Raw genomic sequence first — 13,133 nt, 5'->3', positions numbered from 1 at the left:
TGTTTATTGTTGTGGTTCAAGCGTTATACATCACTTTACCAAGCTCACTTATATCATACCCCCCCAACGCCTCGGCGCGCTGAACAAAACGCTCGCAACGGGCGAACTCCAGCAAACGCTGCATGGCCGGCTCGAAGTAATGGCGCCTGCGCATGGCCAGGTCAAAGTGCTCCTGCTGCAGGGGAATAAATGCCAGCCCCTGGCGCCTGGCAGCCGCTTCAATACCCACGCCCACATCCGCCTCCCCCTGGCGAATGGCCAGTGCCAGATCGTCCTCACTGAGCGAGGGATGGGCGGCCCAGGTAAGCTGACTGCCATCTATACGATGGCGGGCAAGCAGCCCCTGCAGCAGATGGCTGACACCGGCATCGGGCTGGCGGTGGGCAAGGCGAAGGCCTGGTCGGGCGATATCCTCAAGCCGCGTGAGTCCGTGAGGGTTGCCGGGCGCCAGGAGGAGCCCCTGCTGGCGCTTGGCCCAGCGAATCAGCACCAGGTCCCTCATGCCAGTCAAACCCAGGGTGGCCGGATCGTTGTATCGCTCACTCTCCGCGTGCCAGATGTGCATGCCAGCGACCATCGCGCGCCCGTCCACCAGGCGCTGAACCCCATCGCCGCTACCCTGGCACAACATGGCAAGCTCGGCGTTGCTCTCCTTTACCGCCCACTCCAGCAGCGGGTCCTGGCTACCCACTAGCACCGGCAGCGTTGGAGCACTGATCGCATCGTCACCTTCAAGGTGGTTCATCAACCACAAATCAATACGCTGGCGCGGGAACAATAGCTTTCCTGTGACCCGAACGCAGGGAATAACACCCTGGCTGACGAGATCATAGACCTTGCGTTCTTTCAGGCGCAGATACTCAGCAGCCTCGGCCGTAGTGAGGTAGGCGGGAAGGGGCATCAGAATCTCCGGAGGATCAGGTAAAGCATCAGGCTGTTTTTGACTGCATATTTTTCAGCAGGCTGTGCAAAGCGTAGTTAAAAACGCCACGATGCTCAACATTAAAGGAGACGCAGCTGTGGAAGAAAATGCGTTTTACGTGGCGCTGTCGCTACTGGTGAACCTCGACGCTTCGCTGTACCAGATCGTGGTGCTTTCGCTACAGGTTTCGCTTCTGGCGGTCCTGATAGCGGCGTTTTTGGGGTTTCCCCTGGGTGCGGCAGTTGCATTGTGGCAATTCCCCGGGCGCGGCGGTGTGGTTGTTGCGCTGAATGCCTTGATGGGGTTGCCTCCGGTTGTGGCCGGGCTCGGCGTTTACCTGCTGTTATCGCGGGCCGGACCTCTGGGTGAACTGGGCCTTCTGTTCACGCCCAGCGCCATGGTGATTGCGCAGGTGATACTGGTATTGCCCATTCTCGCCGCGCTCTCGCGCCAGAAAGTGGAGGAGTTACTGGGTGAGTACCGGGAACAGTTCGTATCGCTGGGCATGTCCCGGGCGCGGATGATGCCCACCCTGTTGTGGGACGCCCGCTTTGCCTTGCTGACTGTTCTGCTCGCAGGGTTCGGCCGGGCCAGCGCAGAAGTGGGCGCTGTCATGATGGTAGGCGGCAATATTGATGGCGTGACCCGGGTCATGACCACGGCCATTGTGCTGGAGACAAGCAAGGGTGCCCTGCCCCTGGCGTTGGGCCTGGGCATTGTCCTTCTGACACTGGTCATGGTGATCAACGCCACGGCCTACATTTTGAGTGAAACGGCTAAAAGGCGCATGGGATGACTTCACTGAACGTGCCCGTTAACAACCCGATCGAACTCAGTGCACCGCCGTCGCTGCAATTCGAGAGCGTCGAGTTCAACCCTTTCGGCCACCGGCTTTTTGGCCCCTGTTCGTTCAAGCTTGACGGACCCGGCCCCACGCTGGTGATGGGCCCCAATGGCGCCGGCAAAAGCCTCATGCTGCGACTGGCGCACGGACTGCTCACACCGACGGAGGGCGCCGTGAGCTGGTCAGGCGCCAGCGCGCCCCGCCAGGCCATGGTTTTCCAGACGCCGATCCTTTTGCGCCGTTCGGCGCTGGCCAACCTCCGGCACGCACTGGCGGTCAACAATGTGCCACGCAAGTTGCGCACAGAGCTGGCTCTCGAAGCCCTGGCCCGGTTTGGCCTCTCCTCCTGCGCCGACACGCCTGCGCGGGTGCTGTCCGGCGGCGAGAAACAACGCCTGGCACTGGCACGTGCCTGGTCGCTTTCACCGGCAGTGTTGTTTCTGGATGAACCCACCTCCGCACTGGATCCTGCCGCGATTAAGGCCGTGGAACTCGCCGTACAGGAATTTCACAAGCAGGGTACACGCGTCGTAATGACCACCCACGATCTCCACCAGGCCCGGCGACTGGCCGGCGATGTCCTGTTTCTTTCGGAAGGCAAGGTACAGGAACACACACCAGCGGACATGTTTTTCCGTGCCCCGGTCTCGCGGCAGGCACAGGCCTATCTCAACGGCGAGCTCGTAGCCTGACCCACCAATAAGAAACCGCATCGGACCACCGATTTCTTGGTGAATGAATACCAAAAGGAGAAAACAAAATGAAAAAGACCCTTAACCTGGTTCTTGCAGCCGTCACTACCGTGGGCCTGGCCTTCAGCGCCCACGCCGAAGATTACATAACGCTGGCCTCGACAACCTCAACCGAGAACTCGGGCCTGTTTGATTCGATCCTGCCAAAGTTCGAGGACGCCACTGGCATCGAAGTGCGCGTTGTCGCCGTTGGTACCGGCCAGGCCTTCGAAATCGCCCGCCGTGGTGATGCCGACAGCCTTCTGGTGCACGACACCGCCGGCGAAAAACGTTTTGTGGAGAACGGCTACGCCACAGAGCGGGCCGACGTGATGTACAACGACTTTGTATTAATTGGCCCTGCCGATGATCCGGCCAACATCAGCGCAGCGAAAACCGCCGCTGAAGCGCTGTCTGCCATTGCCGAAGCAGAGGCACCGTTTGCCTCTCGTGGTGACGACAGTGGCACCAACCGTGCAGAACTTCGCCTGTGGGAAAGTGCCGGTGTTGAACCGGGCGGCAGCTGGTATCGCGAACTGGGCAGCGGCATGGGCCCGACCCTGAACACTGCCGCCGCCATGGATGCCTATGTGATGTCAGACCGCGCAACCTGGGTCGCGTTTGAAAACCGCCAGAACCTGAAGCTGCTCTTCGAAGGTGACAAAGTGCTGTTCAACCAGTACGGCAGCCTGCTGCTTTCTGAAGAGAAGCACCCGCACCTCAAGCATGAGATGGCCGCGAAATGGCACAACTGGCTAATCTCCGAAGAAGGTCAGCAAGCGATTGCCGACTTCAAGGTGGATGGACAGCAACTGTTTTTCCCGAACGCCAAGTAATTCAGCAGGGCCAAGGGTCACTGGCCTCACCCTGTCTAACCCTGTATTACCTGAACCCCGGCGCTGCCGGGGTTTTTTATTGGTGTAAGGCAGCTGTTTTTCCCCAATGCCAAATAGGCTAATCTCTGGCAATCTCCGTAGATATTCCATTCCGCGGCATTCACGAAACGGCTACAACAAAAATGACGATTGATCCCATACTTCCCGATCCCAAAGATCCCCGACTGTCCCGGCCGGTGGAGGGTGTTGACGAAAACGGCGAGGCCAAATCGATCAGCGTGATCGAGGAACGCCCCCTGACGATCTACCTGAACAGTCAGGAAATCGTCACCGCCATGACCATTGGCGATCACCCGGAGTATCTGGCCCTTGGCTTCCTGTTGAACCAGGGCATGCTGAAAGAGAGCGATCAGGTCACCGGGATCGATTTCGACGAGGAACTTGAGGTCGCGGTGGTGCGCACGGCGGGCGTTACCGATGTTGAGGACAAGCTGGAGAAGAAAACCCGTACCTCCGGCTGCGCCGTGGGCACGGTCTTCGGCGACATGATGGCGGGCCTCGAAGGGCTGTCGCTACCGGACACCCCGGTACACACCAGCAGCTTTTACGATCTCTCCTATCAGATCAACCACACGCCCAGCCTGTACATGGAAACCGGCGCCATTCATGGCACCGCGCTTTGCCAGGGCCAGACAATCCTGGCCTACATGGAGGACGTTGGACGGCACAACGCGGTCGATAAAATTGCCGGCTGGATGCACCTGAACAACATTTCTGCGGCCGACAAGGTCCTCTACACCACCGGACGACTGACCTCGGAAATGGTGATCAAGACATCGCTGATGGGCATTCCCACGCTGATCAGCCGCTCGGGTTTCACCGCCTGGGGCGTTGATATCGCCCGGCAGGTCGGACTGACTCTGATCGGACGGATGCGAGGCAAGAAATTCACCTGCCTGAGCGGCCAGCATCGTCTGGTGTTCGATCAGGACTTGTCGCAGGTACCCGATGAAGACAAGAAGCTGCGTCGCAAAGGCGCTCAGAATGATTAATGGAGGCACTGCATGACTGATTGTGCAGTCATCCTGGCGGGCGGCCAGGCAAACCGGATGGGCGGCGGCGACAAAGGCCGGCTCATGCTCGGCGACCAGTCACTGATCCAGCGGGTAATTGAGCGGATCACGCCTCAGGTCGACGCCGTGGTGTTGAATGCCAACGGCGATTCAAGCCGGTTTGACGACCTGGGGTTGCCGGTAGTGGCCGATTCCATCGAGGGTTTTCCGGGGCCGCTGGCAGGCGTGCTCGCGGGCATGGACTGGGCCGCCGAACAGGGCCATGACTGGCTGATCAGCGTTGCGGCCGATACTCCGTCCTTTCCCAGGGATCTGGCTGTCAGGCTGGCTGAACATGACACCCCGGTGGTGCTGGCGGCCACGCCGGACCCCGAACGGGGCCGGCTGCCCCAGCCGACCTTCGGCCGCTGGCAGGTCGCTTTGCGGCATGATCTGCGAGCCGCCCTGAACGATGGCGTGCGCAAGATCCGCCAGTGGACACAGGCCCAGGGCGAAACCCTGGTAGTGTTCGACGAGGGCGACTTTTTCAACATCAATACGCCGGACGATCTGGCCTGGGCGGAGCAGCACCTGAAGTGAACGTAATAGGCATCGTAGGTTGGAAAAACTCCGGAAAGACCACACTGGCCGCGGCTCTGATTCGGGAGCTCTCCAGCAGAGGGCTAACGGTCAACTCGATCAAGCATGCCCACCACATGGTGGATGTGGATCAGCCCGGAACAGACAGCTACAAGCACCGGTACGCCGGTGCCCGTGAGGTCATACTGGCCGGTGGTCAGCGCTTCGCGATCATGCACGAACTCCGGGGGGCAACAGAGCCAACGCTGGACGAATTACTGTCCCGGCTGGGCCCCTGCGACTGGGTGGTGGTGGAGGGTTTCAAGACCCACTCCCACGCCAAGATCGAGGTGCACCGGCGGGAGGGTTCGCGGTCACCGCTGTTCACCGAGGATCCGAGCATTGTTGCCGTGGCGTCGGACTACGCTGCCGAGTTCTCGGGACCCGTGTTCGACATCAACGATATCCCCGCCATCGCTGATTTTATTCTCAACCGTCAGCCAGCCTGAACAGCCCAACCAGGAGCCGAAGATCCATGAAACCGCTTCGCAACGACTGCTTTGCCCTACCCCCCGGCGTCAACTGGACCCCGGTTGAAGAGGCCCTTGAGCGTTTGCGTTCACGGTTACATCCTGTGGTGGAGATTGAGCGCGCCGTTCCCCTCTCCCAGGTAAACGGCCGCATCCTGGCAAACGATGTCCATGCGCCCCGGGCTCATCCCCCAAGCAACAATTCCGCCGTCGACGGCTATGCCCTGGCCGGACCGGTGACGGACGTGCCCTGCACCCTACCCCTGGTCGAAGGTCGCAGTGCCGCCGGTGAGCCATACACAGGCCAGGTGCCCGAAGGCCACGCAATCCGGATTCTGACCGGAGCGGTCATTCCAGCCGGCACAGATACCGTGGTTCTGGAAGAAGACTGCGATGTCGCGGATGGCCATCTGCACCTGAACGGCACGCTAAAAGCAGGCGCCAATGCCCGCAAAGCCGGAGAAGACATAAAGGCAAAGGACAAGATCCTCACAACCGGAACCCGCCTGAGCCCGACCCAGATTTCGGTACTAGCCAGCGTGGGCGTGGAATCCGTCGACATCTATCAACGACTGCGAGTTGGTGTGCTGTCCACTGGTGATGAAGTGAAACCGGTCGGGGCAACTGTTACCGACTGGCAGATTTACGACGCCAACCGCCCTATGCTCAGCGCCCTGGTTTCGCAACTGGGCTACGAGCTCGTGGATCTAGGCCATGCGCTGGACCGGGCCGAAGAGGTGAAAGCAGCGCTTGAGCGCGGCGCGGAACACTGCGACCTGATCCTGACCAGCGGTGGCGTGTCTGCCGGCGACGAAGACCACGTGTCAAAAACACTGAAAGCCCATGGCGACATCAGCAACTGGCGCATCGCCATTAAACCCGGCCGGCCTCTGGCGCTCGCCATGTTCCAGGGCACGCCGGTCGTTGGGCTGCCGGGTAATCCGGTGGCCGCCTGGGTCTGTGCCCTGCGGTTTGGTGCTCCGGCCATGGCGTTGTTGGCAGGCGCGGAATGGTTTGAGCCACAGGCCTATGTGATGCCGGCCAATTTTTCCAAGAACAAAAAACCCGGGCGCAGCGAGATGCTGCGGGCACGGGTTCGGGATGGGCAGGTTGAGGTGTTCGGTTCGGAAGGCTCCGGCCGGGTGACCGGCCTGGCCTGGTCCGACGGACTGGTGGAACTGGATGAAAGCGCCCAGCAGATAGAGCCGGGCACCCCCGTGCGGTTTATTCCCTACGGCAGCTTCGGGCTGTAATCAGTCAACGCTGCCGTGCACCGCAAAGGCCTCCAGTGAAGCATCCTGCGGCCCCCGGGAACGGTAGGTTTCCTCGACACCCAGCTCGGTCAGCGTGCGGCTGACCATCAGCAAGGTGTTGTCCTCGAAGTCTTCACACATGTTGCGCATCTGATCGATTTCTGCACAGGCCACCGGATAGGCAGCATCAATACTCGGCGCGCCATAATGGTCAACAAATGTCTGGGCGAGGGTTCGTCGCACCTGCTCCAGTTCCGGCTCGGTGATATTGCATACACCCACGAAACTGGCGCGGCCGCCAGACTCAATGCTGTACCAGCCATTAGTGAACGCCTGGCGGGCTTTCCCTTTCAGGTCTGCTTCGGTCCAGTTGGAAAACTCGAAGCCACCGGAGATCGCCCATTCGCCGCTGGGCGCAGGCTTTTCAAATACGTTCTCGTCCGATATATCCAATTGCAGGGTTCGGGCCAGCTTCATACGTGCTCCGCGAATTCAATCAAGCTCAATGTCTCGGTCATCACATCCTGACGCAACAGCATCCGGCCTTTCTCATCCAGGCCAACAAAAAGTCCGGGCCGGGGCCGTTCGATTGTCTTGCCCAACGTGTCACAGCGGGGCCGCCATTCGTTGTGCACCCGCTCGAAGCCACTGTCCATAAAGTAGGTCAGCCACAACAGCGTGTGTTTGGACCAGCTTTCCAACAGGGCCATGGGCGTGATTTCAACGCAGCCTTCTTCGTACAGACAGGTTTCGTTCGGATTTTCTCCCGGCTCGTCGGTCATCGGGATAAAGGGCACCTCAACGCCAATGACCAACCAGTTAGGATGCGCTTTCGGATCAGACACGTCCGCAGCAAACCGGACGCTTCCGCAGACAGCTCCGTTGACCTTGATGCGGTCGGGCCATACAAAGTGTACGGGGACTTCGGGCGGGGCCAGAGCACCCAGACTCTCGGCCAGACCTATCTGGGCGACATAGACCGCCTGAATGGCCTCTTCCAGGGGTGTTTCCGGCGCCAGCACCAGGGCCGCACGCAGGCTGTCGCCTTGCTCGGAGTAGAACACCGTGCCGGAGTCAACGCCCGCAATGGCCCGGCTCACGGCCTTGTCAAAAGGGTCGGTGTGCCTGGGTACCACCTCCCCGGTCAGTAACGGTGGGAACTGGGGTGTATCGATCATTGGATGGCCCGGGCGTAGACGTCAGAGGCAACAATTTCATCGGCGATGCGCTGGAACGCTTGCGCCTGGGGACTATCCGGCTTGGATACCACAATCGGCACTCCGCCATCCGATCCCACCCGGATATCGAGATCCAGCGGAATCTCTCCCAGGAACGGCGAACCGAGTTTCTCGGCTTCCGCCCGCGCGCCACCGTGTCCGAACGGATGGTGCTCTTTGCCGCAGCCATCGCAGATAAACGAGGCCATGTTTTCAATCAACCCGAACAGCGGCACATCCATCCGCTTGAACATATCAATACCCTTGCGGGCATCCATCAGGGCGATGTCCTGGGGCGTCGAGACGATAACCGCTCCTGCAACAAAGAACTTCTGGCTCAGGGTCATCTGGACATCGCCCGTGCCCGGCGGCAGATCCACCAGCAGCACATCCAGCCGTCCCCATTCCACCTGGTTCATCATCTGTTGCAAGGCGCCCATCAGCATCGGCCCGCGCCAGACGATGGCTTCGTCTTCCGGGGCCATCAGGCCCAGGGACATCAGCGTTACGCCGTGGTTTCTCAGCGGCAGGATGGTGCTTCCATCCGGGCTGGACGGCCGACCGGAAACCCCCAGCATGCGGGGCTGGCTCGGGCCGTAGACGTCGGCGTCCAGCAGGCCGACCTTGAGACCTTTCGAGGCCAGGGCAACCGCCAGGTTGGACGACACGGTGGATTTGCCAACGCCACCCTTGCCCGAGGCGATGGCGATGATCCGATCAACGCCCCTGGGGTTTTTGTCCTGAGGCCGGGGAGCGTCGGTTCCGATCAGGTTCGGTTTTTTTCCTACTTCGGTGTACTCAACCATGATGTGTCCTGTTGTTTTTAGCTGTCCAGATAATCATCACTGGTGCGGACCCTGGGGCGTTCACCGGCCGCCATGGGTGCGTTGTCACCATGGAACTGGGATTTGACCCGACAGTCGTCGCACATCTTGATCAGCTGCACGTTATCAGAGTTCTTGTACATCCAGTGCTGGTTTTCCAGTTTCTCGACGATCCGGTTAATGGTGCTGGCAACGCCGAACGGGGTTCCGCACTTGATGCATTCGAATGGCTCCTCACCGTGCAATGCCCGGGCACTCAGCGCCGCCTTGGACACATCCAGCTGGGGCTTCAGGGTGATGGCGGTCTCAGGGCAGGTACTCTCGCAGATACCACACTGGACACAGGCGTTTTCCGTGAACTGGACCTCGGGGCGATCCGGGTGGTCACCAAGGGCGCCCGTCGGGCAGAGTGATACACAGGCAAGGCAGAGCGTGCATTTATCGGAATCAATTTCGATCGCACCGTATGGCGCGCCTACAGGGAGCGGAATCGGCTCTTCGATCTTGTCCGACATCGCAGCCACTGTCACCCGTGTGATATCCCGGCGACCGCCAACCAGCAGAACCGGATCGCTCACTCGCCCGGCATTGTCACCTGCATCGCAGAGTTCGATGGCGGAAATGACCCGCACCCGGCTCGGCGAGTTGTGGGTGCCTTTGAGCATGGCCTGGGCCAGTTCCACTTCCGCAGTCACCGCCCGGCGATCCAGCTCATTGTCCGCAAGGATCAGAACCTCGGCGTAGCCGGCGCCGAACGCCGCCATGATTTCAGCGTGCCCAATCCGGTCGACATGCTCGAGCCCCATCGGGATCAGATCATCCGCGAGGCCATTATCGTAGCGGGCCAGGTTGGCAATGGCCTCTGTGCCAGCCTCCAGGGTATGGAACACCAGGCGTGGCGATTCGTGAGTATGCTCGCGATAGACCTTGGCCATCACTTCAACAGCCTTGGTGATCGCCTCGAATGGCGTCTCATTCATGGTCACCGCAGAGGTGGGACAAACGGCGGCGCAGGAGCCACAGCCGGCGCAAATGTCCGAATCGATCTGAATATGGTCGCCAAAGGAGAAAATGGCTTCCGTCGGGCATACATCCAGGCAACGGGTACAACCGGGCTTGTTGGCCCGGGAGTGCGCGCAGAGCGACTCTTCGAGCCTGAAGTACACGGTTTTTTCGAACTCACCCACCATTTCCCTGGCCGTCAGGGCAATGCGCTCCAGCTCGCCGGTCTTCTTCGGGTCGGCCCAGAAGTAACCGTTGCGCTTCTCGTGGCTGGGAAATGCCGGGGCACCGCCACGCAGATCGATGAACACGTCGCATTCGCTGCGGGCGGTGGGCTTGGCTGCCTCATAATCCAGCTCACCGCGACCGGCCGGATGCAGGGGTTGCAGGTGCGCAAATTCCAGCTTGAAATTGCCCAGTGCGCCGTAGGCGCCCGTCAACTGCCCTTTGGCCACGTCGTAGGCAGCAGATGGCAGCTGGATCGGGCCGGCATCATTAACAATGCAGGTCACGCCCAGTTCGTCCTGCACCAGTCCGGCCATCCTTATGGCCTGTTCGGTGGGACCCACAATGCAGCACACGCCGCTGGACTGGATGGTTTTTGCCGGCGCCATTGGTGCCGGCAGCTGGGCAGCGGCAACCAGGGCGGCCTGCTTGGCGTGCAACCGTTCGGGCTTCGCGTCGGGGGCACTCCAGCCGGCGCGATCCCGGATATCAATGGATTGGAGCGGCGCTGAGTGCTGGGTCTCGGCGTAAACGTCCTCCGCAAGGCGCTCGAAAAAAGCCGCCTGCTGGCCACAGGCAATAAGCACGTCACTGCTGGCGCCCAGGTGCTCGGCGGCAATACTCATTTCGTTGCCGCACAGTTGATCCACTGCGATGACCTGATCCGCGGCCGCGGCTTTGCGCAGGGCCTCTGAATCGAAGGTCTGTGATTTGTCGCAGCTACATAGTAATAGGGTCTTGGATGCCGTCATCAGGAGTTTGACTCTTTCGTTGTTTTTATACGTGTACGCTTCCGTATCGCTTTTCGAGCATGCCACAGGCATTATCTTTTGGACAATTGGATAATCGTTTGTGCCCTGCTATTTTTACGCTATTACAAAAAATGAGAAGCACCATGAGTAGTCGTACAGATCAATGGCAACGCGAATTGAAGGTCGGCGCCGTCGTTCGCCGGTCTCCGGGGGTCACTCGTTGGGCAAAGGTTATCTGGAAGCCTGTTGCCGTCATACCGGGGGCGCCTGAGGCGTTCTGGAAAGAAATGGTTCGCGAGGGCGACGTGGTCGATTACCACGCGGGCACGGTTACGATGGAGCTGTTCCGGGCCGATGTTGAAGGCTATCTGGTCTCCCTGAACATGGCTGCCCCTTCGGTCTGGATCATCCTGGACAAAGATGTAACGAGCCAGTCGCCGTCCGGGTGGGTTGTCAGCACCGTCACAGCCAGCGCCCATGAGGCTCTGGATGCCCTCGACAGTGGCGAAAGCATTGTCGAGGCGGTTCCTATTCCTGAATCCCTTGCAGCCTGGATAAAAGAGTTTATCGATATGCACTATATCGAGGAGCCGTTCAAAAAACGTCGTCGCGACGAAGTCCGCGTGGATGGCGTTGAGGACGCCAAGGGCGACCCGCGCATACGTCAGGAAAGTGACGTTTTTCGTGCTCCCTCGAACATCAAAAAGCCGAGAATTCAGTGATGGCCGAATCACGTCTTCAGCGCTGGGCTCGCAAGAAGGCCGAAGCCGCCAAGCGCCCGGAACCATCCCCTCCTCCGGTTATCGAGGCTGAGCCAGCCCCGGAGGAGCAGGAACTGGCAATCAATGAAGCATTGCCGGAACACGAGCTGCTAGAGAAGTATGGCCTGCCTGACCCGGAAAACATTGAGCTGGGTACGGACATCACCGGTTTCATGCGCAAGGAAATTCCGGAGTTCCTCCGCCGCAAGGCCCTGAGGGGACTCTGGAAATCCAACCCGGTACTGGCCGTTCTGGACGGCCTCAATGATTACGATGAGGACTACACACTGGCCTCGACGGCCGGACAGACAGTGAAAACTTTATACAAGGTTGGAGAGGGGCTCGTCGACAAAGCCAAAAAAGCCGCGGACGTCGTGGACGATCAGTCGGAAAAGCAGGCAGTCTCGTCGTTGGCAGGGCCTGATTCCACAACCGCCGAGGAACCGGATTCTGAGGACAGTCCCGAACTGGAAGATATGGCAACGCCGACGGAACTTCCCGAGCAGCAGCTTGCCCAAGAAGAGGCGACCTACTCGGAAGAGGAGCCGGAACCACGATTCCGTCCTCGTATGCGTTTTGACTATTAGCAGAATACGTTTCAGCTATTAGCAAGTTAAAGGTCGGTCAGGCCAATATTCTGGATTGTGTACTAGAATAGCGTGACAGGCCGCACATAATAATTAGAAGGAACAGGAATTGAGTAACACTGCGGAAATCCAGTGCCCGCGTTCGATCTCTGAAGAAGATCGTGCCAGGGCCCAGATCTATCAGCTGCTTGGCGTCCTGCTTGTAGACCCGCCCTCCAGTGAATTGCTGAAAGGGCTGGCTTCATTACAAGGCGACGAGACGCCACTCGGTTCGGCCTGCAAAAACCTGGCAGCCCTCGCCGAACGCACCAACCCGTATGACGCCGAGCGAGAGTTCAACAATCTGTTTGTCGGACTCGGTCGCGGAGAACTGCTCCCCTATGCCAGCTACTACCTCACCGGCTTCCTGAATGAGAAGCCCCTGGCGGAGCTGCGTACGGATCTCATGACCCGCGGTATCAAATCCCGCAGCGACGTAAAGGAGCCGGAAGATCACATCGGCACCCTCTGCGAAATCATGGCGGGCATCATCACCGGGGAATTTCCATGCGACAGCGGACTGCCGTCGCAAAAAGCATTTTTTGATGCCCACCTGGCAAAGTGGGCAGCCTTGTTTTTTACCGACTTGGAAGAAGCGCAAAGCGCCATTTTTTACGCACCAGTGGGTTCGCTCGGTCGAGCCTTCATGGCGGTAGAAGCCGACGCCTTTGCAATTCAGTAACCGGGATCTCAAGGTCCCATAAACCCAGGGGGAGGTGTCCAATGGACAACCCGAAGCGTGAAAACAGCCGTCGCCGTTTCCTGCAAATGGCCGCTGCTGCAGCACCGGCTGCGGTGGCAATGACGGTTGCACCGAACGCCGCAGCGGAGGTCGTCAGACAAGACGCGCCGAAAAGCCGCGGTTTACGTGATACCGAACACACACGTAAGTATTTCGAATCGGCTCGCTTTTAACGGGGATTTGAGTTGATCGAGGTTGCGAAAGGCCCTTGAGAGATTCAGCTTTCCGAAAAAACGA

Annotated in this window: 16 protein-coding genes; 11 read left to right on the top strand and 5 right to left on the bottom strand. The window is 59.6% G+C overall.

All coding sequences use genetic code 11. From position 1 onward, the window contains the following. Positions 1 to 16: 16 nt before the first annotated feature. Entirely contained in the window at positions 17 to 901 is an 885-nt protein-coding gene (locus ACGK9W_RS18745; protein ID WP_008177309.1) for a helix-turn-helix transcriptional regulator, read from the bottom strand. A gap of 118 nt (positions 902 to 1,019) precedes the next feature. Here ACGK9W_RS18745 and ACGK9W_RS18740 point away from each other — a divergent pair, with 118 nt between their 5' ends. From ACGK9W_RS18740 to glp, 7 genes are all read left to right on the top strand, one after another. After that, complete coding sequence (locus tag ACGK9W_RS18740; RefSeq protein WP_008177308.1) at positions 1,020 to 1,718, top strand: ABC transporter permease; 699 nt, start codon at positions 1,020 to 1,022, stop codon at positions 1,716 to 1,718. Next, on the top strand, positions 1,715 to 2,458 hold the full coding sequence (locus ACGK9W_RS18735) for an ATP-binding cassette domain-containing protein (RefSeq protein ID WP_008177307.1): 744 nt from the start codon (positions 1,715 to 1,717) through the stop codon (positions 2,456 to 2,458). The genes ACGK9W_RS18740 and ACGK9W_RS18735 overlap by 4 nt, the downstream gene beginning before the upstream one ends. A gap of 68 nt (positions 2,459 to 2,526) precedes the next feature. Then, a complete protein-coding gene (locus tag ACGK9W_RS18730; protein WP_008177306.1) occupies positions 2,527 to 3,333 on the top strand; it encodes a substrate-binding domain-containing protein in 807 nt (268 codons plus the stop codon). Positions 3,334 to 3,515: 182 nt separating this feature from the next. After that, complete coding sequence (locus ACGK9W_RS18725) at positions 3,516 to 4,385, top strand: formate dehydrogenase accessory sulfurtransferase FdhD (RefSeq protein WP_008177305.1); 870 nt, start codon at positions 3,516 to 3,518, stop codon at positions 4,383 to 4,385. Between the two features lie 12 nt (positions 4,386 to 4,397). Further along, on the top strand, positions 4,398 to 4,985 hold the full coding sequence (gene mobA / locus ACGK9W_RS18720) for a molybdenum cofactor guanylyltransferase MobA (protein ID WP_008177304.1): 588 nt from the start codon (positions 4,398 to 4,400) through the stop codon (positions 4,983 to 4,985). Continuing rightward, positions 4,982 to 5,473, top strand: coding sequence for a molybdopterin-guanine dinucleotide biosynthesis protein B (gene mobB / locus ACGK9W_RS18715; RefSeq protein ID WP_405418094.1), 492 nt, complete (start codon positions 4,982 to 4,984; stop codon positions 5,471 to 5,473). Before mobA ends, mobB begins: the two co-directional genes overlap by 4 nt. 26 nt (positions 5,474 to 5,499) lie before the next feature. After that, the gene (glp, locus tag ACGK9W_RS18710) at positions 5,500 to 6,747 is read left to right on the top strand and encodes a gephyrin-like molybdotransferase Glp (RefSeq protein ID WP_053113871.1); all 1,248 of its coding nucleotides are present in this window, start codon (positions 5,500 to 5,502) and stop codon (positions 6,745 to 6,747) included. Here the strand turns inward: glp and ACGK9W_RS18705 are convergent, their stop codons facing one another. The 4 genes from ACGK9W_RS18705 to ACGK9W_RS18690 are packed head-to-tail and all read right to left on the bottom strand — an operon-like array spanning position 6,748 to position 10,767. Beyond that, positions 6,748 to 7,224: a DUF6505 family protein gene (locus ACGK9W_RS18705; RefSeq protein ID WP_008177294.1), complete on the bottom strand. Its 477-nt coding sequence runs from the start codon at positions 7,222 to 7,224 to the stop codon at positions 6,748 to 6,750. Next, positions 7,221 to 7,925 (bottom strand): biotin/lipoate--protein ligase family protein, encoded by a 705-nt coding sequence (locus ACGK9W_RS18700; protein ID WP_008177292.1) that lies wholly within the window; start codon positions 7,923 to 7,925, stop codon positions 7,221 to 7,223. Before ACGK9W_RS18700 ends, ACGK9W_RS18705 begins: the two co-directional genes overlap by 4 nt. Then, positions 7,922 to 8,770 (bottom strand): Mrp/NBP35 family ATP-binding protein, encoded by an 849-nt coding sequence (locus ACGK9W_RS18695; RefSeq protein ID WP_008177290.1) that lies wholly within the window; start codon positions 8,768 to 8,770, stop codon positions 7,922 to 7,924. The genes ACGK9W_RS18700 and ACGK9W_RS18695 overlap by 4 nt, the downstream gene beginning before the upstream one ends. A gap of 17 nt (positions 8,771 to 8,787) precedes the next feature. Beyond that, positions 8,788 to 10,767, bottom strand: coding sequence for a 4Fe-4S binding protein (locus ACGK9W_RS18690; RefSeq protein ID WP_053113870.1), 1,980 nt, complete (start codon positions 10,765 to 10,767; stop codon positions 8,788 to 8,790). 143 nt (positions 10,768 to 10,910) lie between these two features. On the opposite strand from ACGK9W_RS18690, the gene ACGK9W_RS18685 reads away from it, so the two are divergent. From ACGK9W_RS18685 to ACGK9W_RS18670, 4 genes are all read left to right on the top strand, one after another. Further along, positions 10,911 to 11,489, top strand: a complete 579-nt coding sequence (locus ACGK9W_RS18685) for a DUF3305 domain-containing protein (RefSeq protein ID WP_092031113.1) — start codon at positions 10,911 to 10,913, stop codon at positions 11,487 to 11,489. Beyond that, a complete protein-coding gene (locus ACGK9W_RS18680) occupies positions 11,489 to 12,115 on the top strand; it encodes a DUF3306 domain-containing protein (RefSeq protein WP_014579229.1) in 627 nt (208 codons plus the stop codon). The genes ACGK9W_RS18685 and ACGK9W_RS18680 overlap by 1 nt, the downstream gene beginning before the upstream one ends. Before the next feature lie 109 nt (positions 12,116 to 12,224). Further along, entirely contained in the window at positions 12,225 to 12,836 is a 612-nt protein-coding gene (locus tag ACGK9W_RS18675) for a molecular chaperone (RefSeq protein ID WP_008177286.1), read from the top strand. 41 nt (positions 12,837 to 12,877) lie between these two features. Further along, positions 12,878 to 13,069 carry a twin-arginine translocation signal domain-containing protein gene (locus tag ACGK9W_RS18670; RefSeq protein WP_008177284.1) on the top strand — a complete coding sequence of 64 codons (192 nt, stop codon included), beginning with the start codon at positions 12,878 to 12,880 and terminating at the stop codon, positions 13,067 to 13,069. Positions 13,070 to 13,133: the final 64 nt, after the last annotated feature.

The sequence above is a fragment of the Marinobacter flavimaris genome, from assembly GCF_045057155.1.
Taxonomy (GTDB): Bacteria; Pseudomonadota; Gammaproteobacteria; order Pseudomonadales; family Oleiphilaceae; genus Marinobacter; species Marinobacter manganoxydans.
This window is presented reverse-complemented; position numbering and strand designations above follow the sequence as displayed.

Bases quoted from the DNA above. Each gene is read 5' to 3' on its own strand.
- ACGK9W_RS18745 (WP_008177309.1), bottom strand. From the start codon at position 901: ATGCCCCTTCCCGCCTACCTCACTACGGCCGAGGCTGCTGAGTATCTG.
- ACGK9W_RS18735 (WP_008177307.1), top strand. From the start codon at position 1,715: ATGACTTCACTGAACGTGCCCGTTAACAACCCGATCGAACTCAGTGCA.
- ACGK9W_RS18730 (WP_008177306.1), top strand. From the start codon at position 2,527: ATGAAAAAGACCCTTAACCTGGTTCTTGCAGCCGTCACTACCGTGGGC.
- ACGK9W_RS18725 (WP_008177305.1), top strand. From the start codon at position 3,516: ATGACGATTGATCCCATACTTCCCGATCCCAAAGATCCCCGACTGTCC.
- mobA (WP_008177304.1), top strand. From the start codon at position 4,398: ATGACTGATTGTGCAGTCATCCTGGCGGGCGGCCAGGCAAACCGGATG.
- glp (WP_053113871.1), top strand. From the start codon at position 5,500: ATGAAACCGCTTCGCAACGACTGCTTTGCCCTACCCCCCGGCGTCAAC.
- ACGK9W_RS18705 (WP_008177294.1), bottom strand. From the start codon at position 7,224: ATGAAGCTGGCCCGAACCCTGCAATTGGATATATCGGACGAGAACGTA.
- ACGK9W_RS18700 (WP_008177292.1), bottom strand. From the start codon at position 7,925: ATGATCGATACACCCCAGTTCCCACCGTTACTGACCGGGGAGGTGGTA.
- ACGK9W_RS18695 (WP_008177290.1), bottom strand. From the start codon at position 8,770: ATGGTTGAGTACACCGAAGTAGGAAAAAAACCGAACCTGATCGGAACC.
- ACGK9W_RS18690 (WP_053113870.1), bottom strand. From the start codon at position 10,767: ATGACGGCATCCAAGACCCTATTACTATGTAGCTGCGACAAATCACAG.
- ACGK9W_RS18685 (WP_092031113.1), top strand. From the start codon at position 10,911: ATGAGTAGTCGTACAGATCAATGGCAACGCGAATTGAAGGTCGGCGCC.
- ACGK9W_RS18680 (WP_014579229.1), top strand. From the start codon at position 11,489: ATGGCCGAATCACGTCTTCAGCGCTGGGCTCGCAAGAAGGCCGAAGCC.
- ACGK9W_RS18670 (WP_008177284.1), top strand. From the start codon at position 12,878: ATGGACAACCCGAAGCGTGAAAACAGCCGTCGCCGTTTCCTGCAAATG.